The following is a 20,178-nucleotide window of genomic DNA, read 5'->3' as shown; positions in this document are numbered from 1 at the left end:
TTCGTTGGTGGGTGACGATCGGCACGGGCGTTCGCCACGGCCCGGAGGTCGCGCCCCGTGGGAGCGGTATCCCGCGGAGGATTACCCCGAAGAAGACGCCGCACGCACGTCTCGCCGTTCCCGCCATACCGACGCCACTCCCGACCAGGGTTCCGCGCCCCTGACGGTCCAGGATCTCGTCCAGCGGGTCGACAACGAACGCAGCGGCCGGCGCAGCCGCCGTGCCGAGCCCCCGCCGCCGGACCCGTCCGCCGCACCTAATCGAGGACGCCGCGCCGAACCCGCCCCGCCGGACCCGTCCGCCGCGCCGAACCGAGGACGCCGCGCCGAACCCGCGCCGCCGGGTGCGGGCACTCCGCCGACCCGGACGCGCCGCCCTGAGCCGATACCTCCGCAGGCCGGCCCGCCCCCGCAACGGGGCAACCGCGCCGAGCCGCGGCAGGAGGCTCCCCGGCGCCCCGCCGACCCGGCCGCGAATCGTGCCCCGGAGCCCGCTAACGGCCGCGGCGCGGCAGCGGGTCCCCGGCGCGCACCCGACGCCCCGCCGCCGCGCCAGACGGGCAACTCACCGGTGGTCCAGGACATCACAGGCGCCACACCGGCCGCCCGCGCCGCGAGCCGCCGCACCGCCGAGCGCCCGGTAGCCGCCGCACCTGTCGCGCGTCCCGAGCCGGAGCAGGCCGAAGAGGTCACCGACGTCCTTCCTCCCCTCGAAGAGCAGACGCGCGCCAAGCGCAAGGGGGTGGGCTGGCCGACCAAGGAAGGCAAAGACGCCAAGCCGAAGACCGTCGGCACCCCCGCGCAGACCCGGCTGGAAGCCTCCCGGGAGCGCCGGAACAAGCGGCTGCGAGCCACCGGACGGGCCGGGATGACCGTGTGCGCCGTCCTTATTCTGCTGACCACCGGCGGCGGCTGGAGCTATCTGCGCTCGACCAGCGACAGTTTCACCCAGGTCTCGGCCCTCGACGAGAACTCCGAGGACATCGTCGATTCCAATGCCCAGCTCGGTGACGAGAATTACCTGCTCGTCGGCACCGACACCCGCGCAGGCGCCAACGGCAAGCTCGGCGCGGGCACGCTGGACGACGCGGAGGGCGCCCGCGCCGACACCACCATGCTCGTGCACATCCCGAAGGACCGGAGTCGGGTCGTCGTAGTCTCCTTCCCGCGCGACCTGGACGTGACCAGGCCGCAGTGCTACGGGTGGGACAACGAGAAGAACGGCTACACCGACGAGAAGTTCCCCTCGGCCATCGGCGACAAGCTCAACGCCGTCTACAACCTGGGCGGGCCGATGTGCCTCGTCTCCACAATCCAGCGGCTCACCGGCGCGTCGATCAATCACTTCATCGGCATCGACTTCGCCGGTTTCGAGTCCATGGTCGACACCATCGATGGCGTCGAGGTCTGTGCGGCCAAGCCGCTCGTCGACGATGTGCTCGGCACCATCCTCGAGCACCCGGGCAAGCAGCGCGTCGACGGCGAAACCGCGCTGAAGTACGTGCGCGCCAGGCATGTCTACGGTGAGGAGCGCAGCGATTACGACCGCATCAACCGACAGCAACGCTTCCTCGCTTCGCTGCTGCGCGGCGCGCTGTCCAGCAAGGTGCTGTTCAATCCGGGCAAGCTGAACGACTTCATCCGCGCGTTCCGCGAGCACACCTGGGTCAACAAGGTCGAAACGAACGACCTCCTGATGCTGGGACGTTCCCTGCAGAAGATCGATGCCGGCGCGGTCACCTTCATCACCGTCCCGACGGCGGGCACCACCTCCTACGGCAACGAGATCCCCCGCGAATCCGACATCAAGGCGATCTTCAAGGCGATCCGCGACGATCAGCCGCTGCCGGGCGAGAAGCCGACCGTCCATGACGACGCACCCGCTCCGACCCAGGCCGCGCCGGCACCGACGAAGTACACCGCGGTGGCGCCCTCCACCGTCTCGCTGCTGGTGTCCAACGGCTCCGGGTTCGAGGGTCTGGCGCGCACGGCCGCTACCAAGCTCGGCAACCAGGGTTTCGCGATCTACAACACCAGTAATTACGCCAACGGCAAATCCACCACGACGAAGGTGCGCTACGCCGCGGGCCTGGAAGCCGAAGCCGCCACCGTGGCAACCGCGATCCCCGGCGCGACCATCGAGGCCGCCGACGATCTCGGCGGCATCGTCGAGGTCGTCATCGGAGTCGACTCGGCGAACGGCGTCACCGTGAAGGCGCCGACGCCGGTCGGTGACGAGATCACCAACATTGTGACGAGTACCCCGACGGATACGACGCCGACCGTACTGCCCTCGGATCTGGAACACGTCAACGCGGCCGACGATATCTGCAAGTAACGCCGCGGCGGACGGTGCGATTCAGATCACATTTTGCTGTGCTGTTGCCGTCGTGCGGAGCGACCAGGGCGGCGGACGGGTCGTTGACACCCGCCATCGGCAATCGCCGCGCTAATGATGCACACCGGTCATTCACTCGGCGTTCGTGACTTGGTCAGCGCGGCGAACTAATGTCAGCTTTCATGCGTGTCATCTACAACGAGCAAATGGCCGAACTCGCCCACCTGCTGGGTGAGATGGCCGGCCTGGCCGGCTCGGCCATGGAGCGGGCTACCCAGTCGCTGCTCCAAGCGGACCTCGCCCTGGCGGAGCAGGTGATCAGTGAGTCCGACCGGATCGCCGAGCTGATCCAGGACGCCGAGGAGAAGGCCTTCGCTTTGCTCGCGCTGCAGGCGCCGGTGGCCGGCGATTTGCGGCAGGTGGTGAGCACCATCCAGATCGTCGGCGACGTGAACCGGATGGGAGCGCTCGCACTGCACGTGGCCAAGGTCGCCCGCAGGCGCCATCCGAACCACGCGCTGCCCGAGGCGGTCAACGGTTACTTCGCCGAGATGGGGCGCATCGCGGTGAACATGGGCGCGGGCGCCCGCGAGGTGCTCGAGACGCGCGACCCCGACCGTGCCGCGCAGCTGAACGAGGACGACGAGGCGATGGACGATCTGCACCGCCACCTCTTCACGCTGCTCATGGACCGGGACTGGAAGTACGGCGTGGCCGCCGCGGTCGACGTCACGCTGCTCGGCCGCTACTACGAGCGCTTCGCCGATCACGCGGTCGAAATCGGCCGCCGGGTCATCTTCCTGGTGACCGGCGTCCTCCCCCCTGACCCGGATGCGGAGGCGTAACCGAAAGGGTTGCTGGGCTTGACGTTTCGCGGGCGGCAAATGATAGATTGAGCCGCACGGGGCGGGATTGCTCTGGTATTGCGTTACGCCGGAGGGGATCCGGTATGAAGGGGGGCGTTATGAACGTCGATCCAGCAGAACTGCGCGCATTAGCCGCGTCGATGGACAAAATCGGCGGCGAAATCGGCGCTTTGACGGTACGCGCCACCACGGACGCGCTCGGTGGCGTCCTGCCGGGTTCGGCGCTGAGCGAAGTGTGCTCGACGGCAGGTGCGAACGTCGAAGACGCGTGGCAGCGAATGGCCATGCGCTGCAAACGGGTCTCGAACCTCGCGAAGGGCGGCGCCGCGAATTACGAGGTGTCCGACCAAGAGTTTCGCGACGGACTCGACGCGATGGGCGCACACCTGTGAGGACCACGAACGCGACGCCCACCCTGAGCCAGGTGCGGTCGGAATGGCAGCCGTGGAAATTGAGCGAAGCCGGGACCGAAATACGCACCCGCAATGGTGAATTCGTCACGCTGATCGATGAGACGGTGACGCAGATCCGAGCCGCCGGTGCGCATTGGAGCGGCGACGCCTATTACGCGGCTTACGATCGGATAGCCGGCGACCGCGACGCGGCGAACAAGGTGGCGCTCGATACCGAGGAACTCGCGCAGACGTTGATCGACAGCGGCACCAGCCTGGCCGGTTTCCGCCAGGCGTTGCTGGACAAGGTCGACCAGGCCGTAGCGGCCGGATTCACCGTCTCCGAGGACTGGCAGGTCACTCCGGGGCCGGGCGGCTCGGACGAGGACGGCGAAGCGCAGTACACGCATCAGACCGCCATCACCACCGCCCTGAACGAAATGATCGGCACCCAATCGGACATCGCCACCAAGATCGAACAGGCCGGCGGGGACGTCCGTGCCCGCAGTGAGCAGCTCGGCGACGGCGACCCGCTCGACAGCGGCCAGACGCCGGAGGGCGATCCGATCCTGGCGGTGTACAGCCAGCCGTCCGACACCGACGACCAGCCCGCGGATCAATCCGAGCAGAACGATCAGGGTTCCCCTGCCACCACACCTGCGGGCACGCCGCAAGCGAGCCCGATCGCAGACCAGCAACCCGCGAGTCAAGATGGCGCCGATCAATCCGGGAAACAGGACGGAGCCGATGAGTCGGGAAAGCAGGACGGAGCCGATCAATCCGGAAAGCAGAAAGACGATAAGACCGACGACAGCGGTGACGGTGCGGACAAGAACAAGACGGACCAACCCGCGCAGTCACCGGCTTCCACCGGCGCGGCCAGCGACCCGAATTCGTGGAAGCCGTCGGATGTGACGAGTTTGATCACCGCGGTGGGCGGGATCACCGGAAATGTGCCCACGCTGATCGAATCCGTCAGCAAGCTCGATGACGATCTCGACGACATCATCAAGGCGGGTGGCGAGGCGAGCAAGGGTCTGATCGACTCCGCCGGTTCGGCGGCCGAGAAATTCGCCGACGCGGCTGACACGGTGATCACCAGCGTCGACCGTGCGGCGGACGGCACGTCCACGGACGCACCGGCTACCGGCGACCCGGCCGAGTCGAAAACGCCGAAGTCCGACCCGGCGGGTACCGATCCCACGACAGGGCAGCCCGCTGCCACCGATCCGAACGCGAAAGCCGCCGATCCGAAGGCGGACAATTCGGCGGCGGGCAATCCGGCGAACACCGACAACAGCAAAACCGACAAACCGAATGCGCCGCAGTCCGCAGAATCCACGGCGGACCAACCAGCGTCCGTCCGGCAGGCGAGCTACACCGGTACCGACTCCGGCAATCCGAGCAGTTCTCCCGCGCCCGCATCCAGTTCCCCGTCGACCGCGCCGGCGAGTACCGGTCTGCTCGGCACACCGGGGGCGAGCAGGCAGTCGGATTCGGAGCACACGCGTCGGGTGGAAGCAACGCCGACTCCGCTTTTCGAAACTCCGCCCGTCAACGAATAGCGGAGCCGTATCCCGAAACGCGGCGAAGGCCCTGGGCAGCGAATCGCTATCCAGGGCCTTCGTTTCGCTCAGCCGCTTGTGGAAAAGCCGGCGGCGCCGGGATCAGCCGAAGCGGCCGGAGATGTAGTCCTCCGTGGCCTTCTGCGACGGGTTGGAGAAGATCTTCTCGGTGTCGTCGATCTCGATCAGCTTGCCCGGCTTGCCCTGGGCCTCCAGGTTGAAGAAGCCGGTCTGGTCACTCACACGCGCGGCCTGCTGCATGTTGTGGGTGACGATGACGATCGTGAATTCCTTCTTCAGCTCGGTGATCAGGTCCTCGATCGCCAGGGTGGAGATCGGGTCCAGCGCCGAACAGGGCTCGTCCATGAGCAGTACGTCGGGCGACACGGCGATGGCACGCGCGATGCACAGACGCTGCTGCTGACCGCCGGAGAGGCCGCCGCCCGGCTTGTCCAGGCGGTCCTTCACCTCGTTCCACAGGTTGGCGCCGCGCAGCGAGCGCTCGGCGACCTCGTCGAGTTCTCTTCTGTTGCGCACGCCCTGCAGCTTCAGGCCCGCGACCACGTTGTCCTTGATGGACATGGTGGGGAACGGGTTCGGCCGCTGGAAGACCATGCCGATGGTGCGGCGCACGCCCACCGGGTCGACCTGGGTGCCGTAGATGTCCTCGCCGTCCAGCAGCACCGCGCCCTCGACCCTGGCGTTCGGGGTTACCTCGTGCATGCGGTTGAGCGAACGCAGCACGGTGGACTTGCCACAACCCGAGGGACCGATGAAGGCGGTCACGCTGCGCGGCAGCACGGTCAGCGAGACATCGGACACGGCATGGAACTTGCCGTAGTAGATGTTCAGATCTTTGACGTCGATCCGCTTGGCCATTTTGGGTAATCCGTTCCGCTTCTATCGGTTCCGGGTGAGCAGGCGGTTGAGGACCGCAGCCGCCAGGTACAGGAAGGCGATGATGATGATGAGGGTCAAAGCCGCGCCCCAGACCCGCTCGCGTCCGGCAGCTTCGGGGTTGGCCAGCTCCTGGTAGATCAGCAGCGGCAGCGACGCCATATTGCCGTCGAAGATGTCCATGTTGATCGACTTGCTGTAGCCGACCAGCACCAGCACGGGAGCGGTCTCACCCATCACCCTGGCGATGGCCAGCAAGATGCCGCTGATCATGCCGGGCAGCGCGGTCGGCACCACGATCCGCAGGATGGTCTTCCACTTCGGAATGCCGAGGGCGTAGGACGCCTCACGGAGTTCGTCGGGCACCAGTTTGAGCATTTCCTCGGTGCTGCGGACGACCACCGGCAACATCAGCAACACCAAGGCCAGCGACACCGCGAACGAACTCTGCGGGAAGCCGAGCGTCGCGATCCACAGCGCGAAGATGAACAGCGCCGCGACGATCGACGGCACGCCCGCCAGGATGTCGACCATGAAGGTCGTGGTCTTGGCCAGCACGCCGCGGCCGTACTCGACCAGATACACCGCGGCCATGATGCCCAGCGGCACGGCGATCACCGTCGCGACCAGCGACTGCACGATGGTGCCGTAGATGGCGTGGTAGACGCCGCCCGCGACCTGATTGGGCAGTACGCCCTTCAGCGAGTTCTGCCACCAGGCCGCCCGGACCACGGCGCTGAAGCCCTTGGTGATCACCATGAGCAGCACCCAGGCCAGCGGCACGAGCGCGATGCCGAACGCCAGCCAGACCAAGCCGGTCGCGACGTTGTTGCGCACCTTGCGCGACAGGCTCACATCCCGGAAGGTGGGCGGCTTGATCGGCCGGTCCAGAGTCGAGGTCATTACCCGTTCACCCTTCCGCCCGCGGCGAGTCGAGCCAGCGCATTCACGACGAAGGTCAGCGCGAACAGCACGAAGCCTGCCGCGATGTACGCGCCGGTCGGCAGCGGGTCACTGAACTCCGCCGCGGCCGAGGCGATTTTGGAGGCGAAGGTGTAGCCGCCGTCGAACACCGACCACTGTCCCGGCTGGGCGGCCGTCTTCAGCACGATGAGCACGGCGATCGTCTCGCCGAGCGCGCGGCCCAGACCGAGCATGGCGCCGGCGATCATGCCGCTGCGGCCGTACGGCAGCACCGTCATCCGCACGACTTCCCATTTCGTCGCGCCGAGCGCCTGCGCCGCCTCGATGTGCGCGCGAGGGGTGAGGTTGAACACCTCACGGCTGACCGACGTGATGATCGGCAGGATCATCACCGCGAGCACGACGCCCGCGGTGAAGATCGTGCCGCCGCTGGCCAGCGGGATGTTGCCGTTCGAGAACAGGAACAGCCATCCGAGGTTGTCGTTCAGGAAGTTCTGGATCGGCTCCAATTGCGGAGCCAGCACCAGGATTCCCCACAGACCGAACACGATCGAAGGCACCGCGGCGAGTAGATCGACGATCACCGAGAACGGCCGCGCCAGCGTCTTCGGCGCGTAGTGCGTCAGAAACAGCGCGATGCCGATGCCGATCGGAACGGCGAGCACCAGAGCGAAGATCGAACTCAGCACCGTCACCATGAACAGATCCCGGATGCCGAACCTGAGGTGGTTGGCGTCCGAGGTGTTGAAGTCGGTACTGGTGAAGAAGTTCGCCTCGTTCGCCAGCACCGACGGCACCGCTCGGATCAGCAGGAACAGGGCGATCAGCGCGATGGCCGCGACGATGATCGCTCCCGCCGCCGTCGCCAGCGAGCGGAAGATGATCTCCGCTCGCGGGCTGTGCGGGCGACCGCTCTTGGCGGCCGGTTCGTTGCTCGGCTTGCTCGGCATGAGCGCAGTATCTCCGCCTGCTCGCTGGTCGGTCGAATCCGACTGATCAGCGGCGGCAACTTCGTCGTGCACGGTCATGTGGGGGCTGCTATCAGGAGATGGCGTTGATGGCGGTGGTCAGCTTGGTCTTGAACTGCTCCGGGATCGGGACGTACCCGGCCTCGTCCAAGCCCTGCTGGCCGTTGGTGACCGCCGAGGTGAGGAAGGCCTTCACCGCTGTGGCCGTGGCGGCGTCGGCGTACTTCGAGCACACGATCTCGTAGGTCGGCATGACGATCGGGTATGCCCCCGCCGCCGCGGGCTTGTAGAAGGAGGAGGTGTCGATCACCAGGTCGTTGCCCTGGCCGGAGATCTTCGCCGACTCGATCGCCTTACCCGCCGACTCGACGCTCAGCGTCACCGGGTCCTTGCTCGCCGAGGTGACGATGCGCGCGATCGACAGGTTCTGCGCCTTCGCGAAGGACCACTCGTTGTAGGTGATCGCGTTCTTGGTGCTCTTCACCGCGGCCGAGGTGCCCTCGTTGCCCTTCGAGCCCGCGCCGACGCCACCGTTGAAGGCCTTGCCCGCGCCCTTGCCCCAGGCGCCGTCGGAAGCGGCGTCCAGGTAGAGCTGGAAGTTGTCCGTGGTGCCCGACTCGTCGCTGCGGAAGATCACCGCGATCGGCTCGGACGGCAGCTTGGCGTTCGGGTTCAGCGCCTTGATCTCGGGAGCGTCCCACGTGGTCACGGCGCCGTTGAAGATCTTGGCGGCGGTCGGGCCGTCCAGCGCGAGGTCGGTCACGCCATCGATGTTGTAGGTGATCGCGACCGGGCCGAACACGGTGGGCAGGTTCCACGCCGGCGAGGCGCAGCGGTCGGCGGCCTTCTTCGGCTCGTCCTTCTTCGAGCTCAGCGGCGAGTCGGAGCCGCCGAAATCGGTCTGTCCGCCGATGAATTCGCTCACACCGGCACCCGAGCCGCTGGAGGTGTAGTTCAGCGTGGCGCCGTCGCAGTTCTTCTCGTACGCCGCGATGAAGCGCTCCATCGCGTTCTTCTGCGCCGAGGAGCCACTGGCCTTGAGGGCCTCCTTGCCGCCGCAGGCCACGTCGACCTTGGCCACATTGCCCGTGTCGGAAGAGGTGTTGTCGTCGCTGCCACAGGCGGCGAGCGTCATCGCGCCGACGGCCAGCACACCGACCAGGGCGCTGCTGCGCTTGAAATTCACTTATTCCTCCGGAATCGCGTCCTACTCGTCCGGTCCCTCACCGGCCCGGACGGGTGTTGTGGTGCTGTTCGCGGGGAACTTGCGCACCAGGCAGCAGTGTGCTGCCCTCACACAACCTAAGGTCACGTGGTTGACAGTTGGACCGACCTGAGTGAACGGAGAGTGAACAGCCCGGCGCGATTGCACCCGGTAGATGTGACGTTTGCCCTAGTTTTACTCGGTGATACCCGGTCTGCCGCTTGCTATTCAGCCGCGGCCGTGGTGTAGGCGACATCGACATGTGCGGGCGCGAAGCCGAGACGGGTATAAGTGCGCACCGCCGGTACGTTGTCGGCTTCGGTATAGAGCAACACCTCGGTCAATCCACGATCCCGCAGGTGGCGCAGGCCGGCCGAAGTGAGCAGACGACCGAGGCCACGCCCCTGCGCGGCAGGGTCGATGCCGACCACGTAAACCTCACCCAGCGGCGGATCCTCCGCGTAATGCACTTTGGTCCAGTGAAATCCGAGCAGCCGGTCGGGGTGAGCGGTGTCGAACGCCAGGAACAGGCCAGCCGGGTCGAACCACGACTCGGTACGGCGGACCTCGATGTCACGTTCGGTCCAGCCGCCCTGTTCTGGATGCCAGGCGAAGGCCGCGCCGTTGACCCGTAACAATTCCGCGTCGTCGGCGGGACCGGCATAGGTGCGCACCGTGATGTCCTCCGGTACGGCCAATTCCGGTAGCTCGGGTGTTGCCAGTGACCTCCGCATCTGCCACAACTCGCGCGCGGTCCGCAGCCCGAGCCGCGCGGCGACGGCTTTGGCCGCAGGCCGGTCACCGTGCGCCCAGACCCGCGCGCCCTGGCCGCCCGCGGCCAGGGCGGCCGTGACCAGATCGGTCCCGACGCCGTGGCCGCGCCGGGACGGGTCGACCGCCACCTCGGCCATCGCGGGGTGTTCGCCATGGGCTGGAACCAGATTCGCGTAACCGGCGATCACGCCGTCGCGCCACGCGAGCAGATGGCGCGCCCCGGCGCCGTCGGCCGCGGTCAGCGAGAGCACCGCTTGTTCGGAGACCGGGGCGACCCCGTCGGCCGCGGTGGCCCGCGCCAGCAGATCGGTGATCGCCCGCGCTGCGTCCGCGTCGGGACGGTCGGTCCACTGTGTCGTCGCGCCGCTCATCGGCCTCCGTTCATCGAGCCGGCGGACCCCGCAGGGCCCGCTTCTGGCAACGCCGCGCGAGCACGCGGCATTTCGGCCGCGGCCGGGAACGATGCCCGCACTATCGCAATTCCGGCCGTCACCTGCGGGAAATTACTGGGCGGAACCGTTGACCGGCGTGAGCGGGGAGTCGTCGGTGCCCTCGTCGTCCTCGTCCGGAAAGTTCACCGGCTCCCCCTTGGCGGCCGTGCGCGACGGGCGCACGGCCTTGTAACCGACATTGCGCACGGTGCCGATCAGCGACTCGTACTCGGTGCCGAGCTTGGCGCGCAACCGCCGTACGTGCACATCGACGGTGCGGGTGCCGCCGAAGAAGTCGTAGCCCCACACCTCCTGCAGCAGTTGCGCGCGGGTGAACACCCGGCCCGCGTGCTGCGCGAGGTACTTCAGCAGCTCGAACTCCTTGTACGTGAGGTCGAGCGGACGGCCACGCAACCGCGCCGTGTAGGTGCCCTCATCGATCACCAGCTCACCGAGGGTGATCTTGCCGGTGTTCTCCGGGCTCGCCACGCCGCCGTTGCGCCCGACCAGCAGCCGCAGCCTGGCGTCGAGCTCGGCGGGGCCGGTGCCGGGCAGCAGGATGTCATCGAGTCCCCAGTCGGCGTTCACCGCGACCAGGCCCCCCTCGGTGAGCACCGCGACGACCGGCACGGAGGACCCGGTGCTGCCCAGCAGGCGGCACAGGCCGCGCGCGGCGGCCAGATCGGTCCGGGCGTCCACCAGGGCGACGTCCGCGGTGCCTGCCTCGAGCAGCGAAGCCACCTCGGTGGGCGCGGGCCGCACATTGTGGGCCAGCAACGCCAGCGAGGGCAACACCGACTCGGGGTTGGGGTCGGAGGTAAGCAGGAGCAGCTCCACGGGCCCTCCTCCCATCTCGTAGCCACGCGGATACGGCAGCACCGCCGTGGCCGCGTCGCTAATCACAGGTAATCGGATGCAAGATTAGCGCGTAACAAGGGATGACCACGCATTCCGGGTCCGCTGCCGCACCCGCGGACACCCGGGAGCCCGGCTCGAGCCAACCGATATGGTGCCTACATGGGTTACGTATCGGGCAGGCCCGCCACCAGCCGGGCGCCCGGCGCGGCACCCGGACGTGCGCCGCGCGGCTCCGTACCGCCGCGGCCCGAGACCCGGAGAGACGGGGGAGCATGCGCAAGCTGATCATCGGCCTGCTGTGTCTGGCGGGGTTCGCCGTCGTCGCCGACTTCAGCACCGCCGCCTATTCGGAGTACCGGGTGTCCCGGGCGCTGCGCGAAGGCGCCGACCTCACCGCCGATCCCGAGGTGACGATTCACGGTTTCCCGTTCTTCGGCCAGGCGTGGGACAGCCGCTACGACCACGTGGAGATCAGGGCGCGCGCCAAGCGCGCGGACATTCCCGGCGAGACCGCGCTGGAGGCGACGCTGACCGGGGTCCGGTTGCCGGTCGGCGAGCTGGTCGACGGCAGCCTGCGCGCCGTCCCCGTGGAGCGGGTGGACAGCAGGTTGCGCGTGGAGCCCACCGAACTGGGCCGGTTGTTCACCATTCCCGATCTGCAGGTGCATTCCCGGCCCGCGGACAAGTCCGACGGCACCGGCGGATCGGGCGGTTCCGGTATGACCACCACGGGCGCACTGGTGCTCACCGGCACCCTGCCGGAGACCCCGGGCGCGCAGTACGGCGGTGAGAAGGTCAGTGTGCAAGCCGATCTGCTGCTCGACGGCGACCAGGTGAAGATCGTGGCGACCGGCTTCTATCGCGGCGGCCCGGGCACCGAGACCATGCCTGTGGCGGTGATCACCGACGCCGATCGCCCCGCGGTGCTCGCCCGGTTCACCCGTACCATCGACACCAAGGAGTTGCCGTTCGGTGTCCGGCCCACCAAGGTCTCCGCCCAGGGCGGTCAGATCGTCGTGGAGGGCAAGGGCGTGAACGTCACGATCGACCTCGACCGATTGCAGCGACCATGATCCAGATCACCATCTTGGCAGTCGTACTGCTCACCGCTTTGGCGGTGGGCGTCCTGCTGCGCAGGCACGACGGCAAGGTCCGGGCGGGCGCGGGCATCGACGCGTCCGAGTCGGCCCGCGCCGAACTGCTGGCGGCCGTCGGCGTGACCGGCGCCGGTCCCGCGGTGCTGCATTTCTCCGCCGAGTGGTGTGGGCCGTGCGCCGCGGTTCGCCGAGTGGTTGCCAATGTCACAGGGCAGCTCGCGGAATCACCGCAGCCGCCGCAGGACATCGAGGTGGACATCGATGCCGAGCCCGCGCTCGCACGGGAGTTGAACGTGCTCTCCCTGCCCACCACGTTCGTCTTCGACACCGAGGGCAGGGAACGGTTCCGGATCTCCGGCGTGCCGAAGGACTCGGATCTGCACTCCGCGCTCGAGCCGCTCACCGCGGCGGCCTGAGCTGCGACGACAAGTCCCCTGGACGGGTGTGATCCACCCCGGGTCCAATTCTCCCGCCGAATTGGGTAAACTGCTTGGCGTGCTTTCCAACCACGAGCTGATGCTCACCCGACGCCGCACAGTGGATCTGTGTCGGCTCGGTGGTTGTTGCTGCCTGTGCCGCTGATCGGTCGGCTTCCCCGGATTTCCTGACGCCGACCTCTGTCCGCCGCGCGAGTGATCTCACGATCCCCCGGCGAACTGGCAAATTTTCAGTCATCGGACTTATTCAGCGCAGGAGTACGCACAATGTCCACCGAAATCCGCAATATTTCCGAAACCATCCCCTCTTCCACCGACCAGGTCGATGTGCGCGGACCCCGTTTCGTCGCCTGGGTGACCACCGGCGTGCTCGTCCTGGTCTTGATCGCCGCCGCGCTCTCGCCGGTCGCCGCGGCGGTTCTGATCGCCTTGCAGGCGGTAGTCTTCGCGCTCGGCGCCGCTCTCGGTCCGCGCCGCCACCCGTACGGGCGGATCTACGCGGCCTTCGTCGCGCCGCGCCTCGCGCCGGCCAGTGAGACCGAGCCGACGGCTCCGCTGCGATTCGCGCAGCTGCTCGGTTTCGTCTTCGCGGCCGTCAGCCTGCTGGGCTTCGCGCTCGGCTCCACAGTCGTCGGCGCGGTATTCGCCGGCTTCGCCCTGTTCGCGGCGTTCCTGAACGCGGCGTTCGGGATCTGCCTGGGCTGCCGGATCTATCCGCTGGCAGCCCGCCTCCGCCGGAGCCCGTCACCGGCATCGAACTGACCCTGCACGTCATCTCTGAAAGGAAAACAATGGCTCGCTCCGATGTCCTGGTCTCCGTTGACTGGGCCGAAGAGAACCTCAACGCCCCCGGCGTCGTCTTCGTCGAGGTCGACGAGGACACCTCCGCCTACGACGGTGGTCACATCGAAGGTGCCGTCCGGCTCGATTGGAAGAAGGACCTGCAGGATCAGGTTCGTCGCGACTTCGTGAACCAGGAGCAGTTCTCCGATCTGCTCTCGGCTCGCGGCATCTCGAACGACGACGAGGTCATCCTGTACGGCGGCAACAACAACTGGTTCGCCGCGTACGCCTACTGGTACTTCAAGCTGTACGGCCACAACAACGTCAAGCTGCTCGACGGTGGCCGCAAGAAGTGGGAGCTGGACGGCCGTCCGCTGTCCACCGAGCCGGTGAACCGCCCCGCCACCCAGTACAAGGCCTCGGCGCCGGATCTGTCCATCCGTGCCTTCCGTGACGAGGTCATCGCGGCCATCGGCACGAAGAACCTGGTCGACGTGCGTTCCCCTGACGAGTTCACCGGCAAGATCCTGGCGCCTGCCCACCTGCCGCAGGAGCAGAGCCAGCGTCCGGGCCACATCCCCGGCGCCATCAACGTGCCGTGGAGCAAGGCCGCGAACGAGGACGGCACCTTCAAGGCCGACGCCGAGCTGACCGAGATCTACAAAGAAGCCGGCCTGGACGGCGAGAAGGAGACCATCGCGTACTGCCGGATCGGCGAGCGCTCCTCGCACACCTGGTTTGTGCTGCAGGAGCTGCTCGGCCACCAGAACGTCAAGAACTACGACGGGAGCTGGACCGAGTACGGCTCCCTCGTCGGCGCTCCGATCGAGTTGGGAGAGTAATCGACATGTGTGCAGCACCTACTCAGGGTCAGGCCATCCCGGCCGGAGTCGACGTGGAGAAGGAGACGGTCATCACCGGCCGTGTCCTGAGCACCGACGGCCAGCCGGTGGGCGGGGCGTTCGTGCGCCTGCTCGACGGCAATGGTGATTTCACCGCCGAGGTCGTCGCGTCGGGCACCGGTGACTTCCGGTTCTTCGCGGCTCCCGGTTCGTGGACCGTCCGCGCGCTGTCCTCGGCGGGCAACGGCTCCGCCGAGGTGCGCCCCGAAGGGGCGGGCATCCACTCGGTGGACGTCGCGGTCGCCAAGTAAGCCACCGCACCCAGGCCGACGGCCCCGGTCGCTTTCCGCTCTGCGGAAGCACCGGGGCCGTTTGCGTGCCGTCGCAAGCGGGTCGTTAGACTCCAAACGTGGTCCTCTTCTTCGAGATTCTGCTGGTGGCCGTGGCCGTGCTGATCGGCTGGTTCGGCCTCTACGTCTTCTACCGGCTGTTCACCGAATCATGAGCGAACTCGCGAGCGAAGGTTCCAACCCGGCCGAGCGAGCGAGTGAACAACTGAACGGTGACGCTCCGGTCGACTCCGCCGGTCGCCGCAGCGGTGACCAGGCCGTAGCCGACGCTGCCGAACGGGCGAAATCGACCGGTGCCCGCAACATCCCGGTCCTGCCGGATCTTCCGCTGCCCGACGACACCGCCAACCTGCGGCTCGGCCCGGATCTGAGCGCCTCGATGCTCGCGCTGCTCCCCCTGGTGGGCGTGTGGCGCGGCGAAGGTGAGGGCCACGATCCGGAGCGCGGCGACTATCGGTTCGGCCAGCAGATCGTCGTCTCGCACGACGGCGGCGACTACCTGGCCTGGGAGTCCCGGTCCTGGGTTATCGACGCCGAGGGCGGCTACGGCGGCCCCGACCTGCGGGAGAGTGGCTTCTGGCGGGTCGGCATCGACGGTAACGACGAGGTCATCGAATTGCTGCTGGCGCACAGCGGCGGCATCGTGGAGCTGTTCTACGGGCAGGCGCTGACCCAGTCGTCCTGGGAACTGGCTACCGACGTGGTGATCCGCAGCCAGTCCGGCGTCGTCGTCGGCGGCGCCAAGCGCCTCTACGGCATCGTCGAAGGCGGCGACCTGGCCTACGTCGAGGAGCGCGTGGTAGCCGACGGCCCCCTCGAACCCCGCCTCTCCGCGCGCCTCCAGCGCTACATCGGCTGAGGCGAGTGCCCGTCATCGCCTAACCCGGCGGGACCTGCCCAGTTCGCTCGTCAGCACATGGGTAACTCACCGAGCACGGCGAACACTGAGCCGGACCGCCCTCATCGGCTGCCGACGCAACACCTGATCTCGCCAGCCACATGGGTAACTCACCGGGTACGGCGAAAACTAAGCCGCACCGACCACAGCGGCTGCTGACGCAACACCTGATCTCGCCAGCACATGGGTAACTCACCGGGTACGCCCAAAACTCACCCCATCCCCGACGCAAGACCTGTGATCACCCGAGCACCACCCCACTAGTACGGCCTGAATCTTCGGAGGGGCGGAACAGAACAGCCCCCGAGCCGTACCGGTGCTTCTTGCGTCGCACAGGTCCGGTCGGACAGACCGGGGCTCGGGGGCCGGGTGACTGCCTGGAATTCGCTCAGCGCTCGCGCGGGCGAAATCCACCTGCAGCGGTGGCGCTAGCGGACAGCCACCTCACGTGTCCTATGAATAACCATTCTTCGAACCACCTCCTTCCTCGTGTACGAACGAATCTAGCGATGCGTCAGTAACTCGGCAACGGAATTTCTCGGTGGGCGGAATCGGCGGGACGGCGCGGTGGTTCATCGACCGCGAAATCCGTTGTGACCTCCCCTGACGCGGTGATCCGGAGCACCGTGTCGGCCTGATGGTCTTCTGGCAGTTGATGCGTGACGACGAGCACCACACGATCGGGTGCGACGAGGCCGCTGCCTGCGTCCAGCAGGTCGCGCAGCAGCTGCGCCCCGGCCTCGGCCTCCAGGTGCTCGGTCGGCTCGTCGAGCAGCAACACCCGCGCCGGGGATACGAGAGCGCGTGCGAGCAGGATCCGGCGACGCTGGCCGCCCGACACGGCGGCCGCTCCCCCGACCAGATCGGTGTGCACTCCCTCCGGCAGCCCGTCCAGCCAGTCGCCGAGACCGACTGTCCGCAACGCCTTCCCGGCCTCTTCCGCGGTCAGATCGCCGCGCGCGACCCGCAGATTCTCCAGCACGGAAGTGCCGAACAAGTGCGCGTCCTCGGCGAAGAAGGTGACGCCGGGGCGAGGTGCGTCGAACAACCCGGCCCACTTCATCAGCAGCGTCGTCTTGCCCGCGCCGCTGGGGCCGACCACCGCGATCCGCCGACCCCGAGGCATTTCCGGCACGCGCGCGTCGAGTGGCCGGGCCGGGTCGGCTGCGCCGGGGATATCGTCGGCCCGACGCGGGACGCCTGCACCGTCCACACATTGGTCCGAAAGCTCCTGGGGCGCCACGCTGCTGCCGGAGTGCGCGCTGGAGGCAGTCCCACCGGGCGCGGCGTGACCGGCCCAGCCGATCGAAGAGACCGGGTCGGCCGCTCGGCCATCCCCGGTCCGAGCGACCTCCTCCGCGTCCCTGCTGTGCGGCGGCAGAGTCACTCGCGCCCAGGGGTCCGCCGACGTGCAGCCGGGTTCGAACCCGTCCAGGCGATGCAGCGCCGCACGGGCGGTCGTCAGAGCTTGCGCCGCCGCTGCCAGTGGGCCGACCGCTTCGAAGGCCGACAGGGGCAACAGAACCAGGATCACCAGTGCCATGGGTGTCATCGCGCCCGCCGTGCCGCCGTCGGGGCCGTAGAGGGTGATGCCGATCAGCAGGGCGCCGAGCACGGCGGCTCCGATCGACAGCGGGGTGGCGGCGGCCGACCACGCGCTGCGCGCGGCGGCCCGGTCCTCCGCCGCGACCGCCCGGCGGGAGGCTGCTCCGGCCGCGGCGAGGGCGGCGTCGAGCCGGCCTGCGACGCGCAGTTCGGCGGCGTGGTCGAGCACCGTGAGAGCCTGTGCGGTGAACTCGGCCCGGTCGGCGCGCACGGCGCGTTCCGCCTCGGATGCCGCCTTCGCCGACAGCCACGGCGCGACGACGCCGGACAGCGCCAGCGCACCCGCCAGGAGCGCGGCCGCGGGCGGCGAGATCGTGGCCAGGAGCGCGACCGCCGCGATCGAGAGGACGACCGCGACGGCGACCGGCACGAACACGCGGACCACCACGGCACCCAGGTCATCGATGTCGCTGCCGATCCGGACCAGGAGATCACCGAGGCGCGGCGGCTTCGTTTCCCCGGGCCGGGCCTCCGGCCGGTCGTCACCGCCGCGCGATACCTCTGGTCGGCGCAGCCAGAAATCCGACCGGGCCAGCGTTCGGTAGACCGTGGTTCGCGCCGTGGTCATGGCTCGCAGGGCGACGTCGTGCGTGGCGAGACGTTCCAGGTACCGGCACAGGCCGCGCGAGATGCCGAGGGCGCGCACCGCCACGACGGCGATGCTGAGGTCGAGCACCGGCGGCATCTGCCAGGCCCGCGCGATCAGCCACGCTGCCAGCGCGGCGAGCCCGAGCCCGCTGCCCAGCCCCAGCACGCCCCAGCCGATCGCCACCGCGACGCGCAGACGGGACAATTCGAGCAGCGCCCACATCCGGCGCAGATCACCCAGCACCGTGTAGCCGGTGTCGCGCGCAACGGCTCGCGTCATCGCGATCGCTCCTCTCGCATCGGCGCGCGAACCTCGACGGTCCGGCCGATCCTCGAACGCGCCGCAGGTACGTCAGGCGGGGCTGGGTCGCGGCGGCGCGGACACGGGGCGCCTGCGGCCTGGTAGGCGGCGGTCCAGGCCCGTGCGGTCGGCGCCGAGGTGACGGCGGTGGACGAAGCAGCGGACGAACCGGCCACATCGGCGCGTCGAATCGGTCGCGGCGCCGTCGACCACCGACTGCGGTCGCTCGCTCCGGACAGGGTCGTGCGAACGGGTCGTCCGCATGTCCCCGCGCTCACCGCAGGACCTCCGCTCGGTCGGCGCGGACCTGGACGACATGGTCGGCGGCGGCCAGGACGGTGGGGCGATGGCCGATGACGACGATGGTCGCGCCCGCGCGAGCGCGGGCCTGGAGGGCGGCCAGCACGGTGGCCTCGGCGGCGGCGTCGAGGTGTGCGGTCGGCTCGTCGAGCAGCAGGATCGGACGGTCGGCGGCCAGCACTCTGGTCAGCGCGAGGCGTTGGCGCTGGCCGAGCGACAGGCCGATGCCGCCTGGGCCGACCACGGTGTCCCAGCGCTCGGGCAGATCATCGAGTACGGCGTCGAATCCCGTGGCCAGGCACGCGGCTTCGAGATCGTCGACGACGCGGACCGGGCCGCGAGCGGCGTGGTCCACCGTTCGCGCACCGAGCAGTTCGAGGTTGTCCCGCAACGTGCCCGGCACCAGCACCGGTCGCTGCGGTAGCCAGGCCACGCGCGCCCACCATCGGTCCGGGTCCAGTTCACGGACGTCGACACCGTCGACGGTCACGGCGCCTCGGTCGGGCGTGATCAAACCCAGGATCGCCTGCACCGCGGTCGATTTGCCGCTTCCATTGGGACCGGCGAGCACTGTGAGGGAGCCGGGCCGCAAGGTCGCCGACAGATCCGCGGGCGCGAACCCGTCGCGCGCCCGAACCGAGAGCCCGCGCACTTCGACCGTTCCGGACGCGGCGAGGTCGCGGCGCACCGGTGCGGGACGCGACGACTCGTCCAAGCCGGCCCCCGTCTGCTCGCCCGGCGTGGACTCGAGCACCGCGAACGCCTTGTCCGCGGCTGCCATACCGTCCTGAGCGGCATGGAACCGTTCACCGACCATGCGCAGCGGCAAGTACACCTCGGGCGCGAGCACCAGCGCCACCAAGCCCGCGTAGAGGCTCATCTCGCCGAACACCAACCGCAGCCCAATGGACACCGCGATCAGGGCCACGCTCAGCGTGGCGAGCATCTCCAACACCATCGAGGACAGGAAGGCCATGCGGAGAGCGCGCATGGTGCGCTGCCGCAGCGCGTCACCGAGATCGCGCACGCGGTGCTGCAGGGTGCGCGCGTGCCCGGCGCCACCGCCCCGTGACGGGGTTTCCGGTTCCGCGACGCCCGTCTCCCGTCCGAGCGCGCGCAGCGTCGGCATGCCCGCGAACAGGTCGAGCAACTGGTCCGACAGCCGGGTGGTGGCCGCGAGCGTGGCCTCGGCGCGCCCTTGGGTCAGCAGACCGATGAGGATCATGAAGATCGGGATGAGCGGCAACGTGATCACCACGATCACGCCGGAGGTGAGATCGTGCGCCGCGATGACGGCGAGCACGATCGGCGGCACCAGCACCGCCAGCAGCAGTGCGGGCACGTAGCCCACGAGATAGCCGCGCAGCCCCGACAATCCCGTGCCGACGACCACCGCCAACTCCGTTCGGCGCGTGTCCAGTTCGCGGGGGGACAGCCGCGCGCCCGCACTGAGCGCCGCGCTCTCCAGTTCCGCCACCACGCTCGCGCCCGCCCGGTGGGCCAGCCGGGACTGCGACCAGGTGGCGAGCACCCGGCTCCCGATCGCGAGCGCGAGCACGACCAGTTCGACCGTCCACGCGCCGAGGGTCCGCAGAGCCGGGTCGGTGACCACCCCGGCCAGCACCCGTCCGATCATCACCGCCGCCACCACGATCGCGGCCGTGACGACCAGCGACAGCGCGACGCTCAGCGCGAGGTAGCCGCGCGCCGAGCGGGCGTACCGCCACAGGCGCGGATCGATCGGCGGACGGGCCATGGCA

General features: G+C 68.6%; 18 protein-coding genes. 10 read left to right on the top strand and 8 right to left on the bottom strand.

The features are described from left to right. Positions 1–7: 7 nt before the first annotated feature. The 4 genes from LTT66_RS16200 (at position 8) to LTT66_RS16185 (ending at position 5,161) form a co-directional block, all read left to right on the top strand. Entirely contained in the window at positions 8–2,338 is a 2,331-nt protein-coding gene (locus LTT66_RS16200; RefSeq protein ID WP_233068368.1) for an LCP family protein, read from the top strand. A 182-nt stretch (positions 2,339–2,520) separates the two neighbouring features. Continuing rightward, positions 2,521–3,183, top strand: coding sequence for a phosphate signaling complex protein PhoU (gene phoU / locus LTT66_RS16195; protein ID WP_043686743.1), 663 nt, complete (start codon positions 2,521–2,523; stop codon positions 3,181–3,183). A gap of 119 nt (positions 3,184–3,302) precedes the next feature. Next, a complete protein-coding gene (locus tag LTT66_RS16190; protein ID WP_181725505.1) occupies positions 3,303–3,596 on the top strand; it encodes a type VII secretion target in 294 nt (97 codons plus the stop codon). Beyond that, a complete protein-coding gene (locus LTT66_RS16185; protein WP_233068365.1) occupies positions 3,593–5,161 on the top strand; it encodes a hypothetical protein in 1,569 nt (522 codons plus the stop codon). Before LTT66_RS16190 ends, LTT66_RS16185 begins: the two co-directional genes overlap by 4 nt. Positions 5,162–5,263: 102 nt before the next feature. Here the strand turns inward: LTT66_RS16185 and pstB are convergent, their stop codons facing one another. The 6 genes from pstB to LTT66_RS16155 all read right to left on the bottom strand — a co-directional run bounded on the left by pstB (position 5,264) and on the right by LTT66_RS16155 (position 11,196). Continuing rightward, positions 5,264–6,040: a phosphate ABC transporter ATP-binding protein PstB gene (gene pstB / locus LTT66_RS16180; protein ID WP_195066709.1), complete on the bottom strand. Its 777-nt coding sequence runs from the start codon at positions 6,038–6,040 to the stop codon at positions 5,264–5,266. A gap of 21 nt (positions 6,041–6,061) precedes the next feature. Further along, positions 6,062–6,961 carry a phosphate ABC transporter permease PstA gene (gene pstA / locus LTT66_RS16175; protein WP_181725507.1) on the bottom strand — a complete coding sequence of 300 codons (900 nt, stop codon included), beginning with the start codon at positions 6,959–6,961 and terminating at the stop codon, positions 6,062–6,064. Then, complete coding sequence (pstC, locus tag LTT66_RS16170; RefSeq protein WP_195094792.1) at positions 6,961–7,932, bottom strand: phosphate ABC transporter permease subunit PstC; 972 nt, start codon at positions 7,930–7,932, stop codon at positions 6,961–6,963. Before pstC ends, pstA begins: the two co-directional genes overlap by 1 nt. Positions 7,933–8,023: 91 nt before the next feature. Beyond that, complete coding sequence (pstS, locus tag LTT66_RS16165) at positions 8,024–9,136, bottom strand: phosphate ABC transporter substrate-binding protein PstS (RefSeq protein WP_233068363.1); 1,113 nt, start codon at positions 9,134–9,136, stop codon at positions 8,024–8,026. A 242-nt stretch (positions 9,137–9,378) separates the two neighbouring features. Next, positions 9,379–10,299: a mycothiol synthase gene (mshD, locus tag LTT66_RS16160; RefSeq protein ID WP_233068361.1), complete on the bottom strand. Its 921-nt coding sequence runs from the start codon at positions 10,297–10,299 to the stop codon at positions 9,379–9,381. Positions 10,300–10,431: 132 nt separating this feature from the next. Beyond that, positions 10,432–11,196 (bottom strand): winged helix-turn-helix transcriptional regulator, encoded by a 765-nt coding sequence (locus LTT66_RS16155; RefSeq protein ID WP_269822016.1) that lies wholly within the window; start codon positions 11,194–11,196, stop codon positions 10,432–10,434. Positions 11,197–11,489: 293 nt separating this feature from the next. Here LTT66_RS16155 and LTT66_RS16150 point away from each other — a divergent pair, with 293 nt between their 5' ends. The 6 genes from LTT66_RS16150 (at position 11,490) to LTT66_RS16125 (ending at position 15,585) form a co-directional block, all read left to right on the top strand. Next, positions 11,490–12,290, top strand: a complete 801-nt coding sequence (locus tag LTT66_RS16150) for an LmeA family phospholipid-binding protein (protein ID WP_233068352.1) — start codon at positions 11,490–11,492, stop codon at positions 12,288–12,290. Continuing rightward, positions 12,287–12,730 (top strand): thioredoxin family protein, encoded by a 444-nt coding sequence (locus LTT66_RS16145; protein ID WP_233068350.1) that lies wholly within the window; start codon positions 12,287–12,289, stop codon positions 12,728–12,730. Before LTT66_RS16150 ends, LTT66_RS16145 begins: the two co-directional genes overlap by 4 nt. Before the next feature lie 288 nt (positions 12,731–13,018). Then, the gene (locus tag LTT66_RS16140) at positions 13,019–13,513 is read left to right on the top strand and encodes a DUF4395 domain-containing protein (RefSeq protein ID WP_233068348.1); all 495 of its coding nucleotides are present in this window, start codon (positions 13,019–13,021) and stop codon (positions 13,511–13,513) included. A 29-nt stretch (positions 13,514–13,542) separates the two neighbouring features. Continuing rightward, positions 13,543–14,376 (top strand): sulfurtransferase, encoded by an 834-nt coding sequence (locus tag LTT66_RS16135; RefSeq protein ID WP_181725514.1) that lies wholly within the window; start codon positions 13,543–13,545, stop codon positions 14,374–14,376. Between the two features lie 5 nt (positions 14,377–14,381). Then, positions 14,382–14,687: a DUF1416 domain-containing protein gene (locus LTT66_RS16130; protein ID WP_043686601.1), complete on the top strand. Its 306-nt coding sequence runs from the start codon at positions 14,382–14,384 to the stop codon at positions 14,685–14,687. 190 nt (positions 14,688–14,877) lie between these two features. Further along, positions 14,878–15,585, top strand: a complete 708-nt coding sequence (locus tag LTT66_RS16125; RefSeq protein ID WP_181725515.1) for an FABP family protein — start codon at positions 14,878–14,880, stop codon at positions 15,583–15,585. A gap of 553 nt (positions 15,586–16,138) precedes the next feature. Here LTT66_RS16125 and LTT66_RS16120 read toward each other — a convergent pair. Beyond that, positions 16,139–18,097: an ATP-binding cassette domain-containing protein gene (locus LTT66_RS16120; protein ID WP_408638806.1), complete on the bottom strand. Its 1,959-nt coding sequence runs from the start codon at positions 18,095–18,097 to the stop codon at positions 16,139–16,141. 295 nt (positions 18,098–18,392) lie between these two features. Next, positions 18,393–20,174 (bottom strand): ABC transporter ATP-binding protein/permease, encoded by a 1,782-nt coding sequence (locus LTT66_RS16115; RefSeq protein ID WP_233068339.1) that lies wholly within the window; start codon positions 20,172–20,174, stop codon positions 18,393–18,395. Positions 20,175–20,178: the final 4 nt, after the last annotated feature.

It is taken from the genome of Nocardia gipuzkoensis, assembly GCF_021183645.1.
Classification (GTDB): Bacteria; Actinomycetota; Actinomycetes; order Mycobacteriales; family Mycobacteriaceae; genus Nocardia; species Nocardia abscessus.
This window is presented reverse-complemented; position numbering and strand designations above follow the sequence as displayed.

Bases quoted from the DNA above. Each gene is read 5' to 3' on its own strand.
- LTT66_RS16150 (WP_233068352.1), top strand. From the start codon at position 11,490: ATGCGCAAGCTGATCATCGGCCTGCTGTGTCTGGCGGGGTTCGCCGTC.
- LTT66_RS16190 (WP_181725505.1), top strand. From the start codon at position 3,303: ATGAACGTCGATCCAGCAGAACTGCGCGCATTAGCCGCGTCGATGGAC.
- LTT66_RS16145 (WP_233068350.1), top strand. From the start codon at position 12,287: ATGATCCAGATCACCATCTTGGCAGTCGTACTGCTCACCGCTTTGGCG.
- LTT66_RS16140 (WP_233068348.1), top strand. From the start codon at position 13,019: ATGTCCACCGAAATCCGCAATATTTCCGAAACCATCCCCTCTTCCACC.
- pstA (WP_181725507.1), bottom strand. From the start codon at position 6,961: ATGACCTCGACTCTGGACCGGCCGATCAAGCCGCCCACCTTCCGGGAT.
- LTT66_RS16125 (WP_181725515.1), top strand. From the start codon at position 14,878: ATGAGCGAACTCGCGAGCGAAGGTTCCAACCCGGCCGAGCGAGCGAGT.
- LTT66_RS16135 (WP_181725514.1), top strand. From the start codon at position 13,543: ATGGCTCGCTCCGATGTCCTGGTCTCCGTTGACTGGGCCGAAGAGAAC.
- phoU (WP_043686743.1), top strand. From the start codon at position 2,521: ATGCGTGTCATCTACAACGAGCAAATGGCCGAACTCGCCCACCTGCTG.
- mshD (WP_233068361.1), bottom strand. From the start codon at position 10,299: ATGAGCGGCGCGACGACACAGTGGACCGACCGTCCCGACGCGGACGCA.
- LTT66_RS16120 (WP_408638806.1), bottom strand. From the start codon at position 18,097: ATGACGCGAGCCGTTGCGCGCGACACCGGCTACACGGTGCTGGGTGAT.
- pstC (WP_195094792.1), bottom strand. From the start codon at position 7,932: ATGCCGAGCAAGCCGAGCAACGAACCGGCCGCCAAGAGCGGTCGCCCG.
- LTT66_RS16130 (WP_043686601.1), top strand. From the start codon at position 14,382: ATGTGTGCAGCACCTACTCAGGGTCAGGCCATCCCGGCCGGAGTCGAC.
- pstB (WP_195066709.1), bottom strand. From the start codon at position 6,040: ATGGCCAAGCGGATCGACGTCAAAGATCTGAACATCTACTACGGCAAG.
- LTT66_RS16115 (WP_233068339.1), bottom strand. From the start codon at position 20,174: ATGGCCCGTCCGCCGATCGATCCGCGCCTGTGGCGGTACGCCCGCTCG.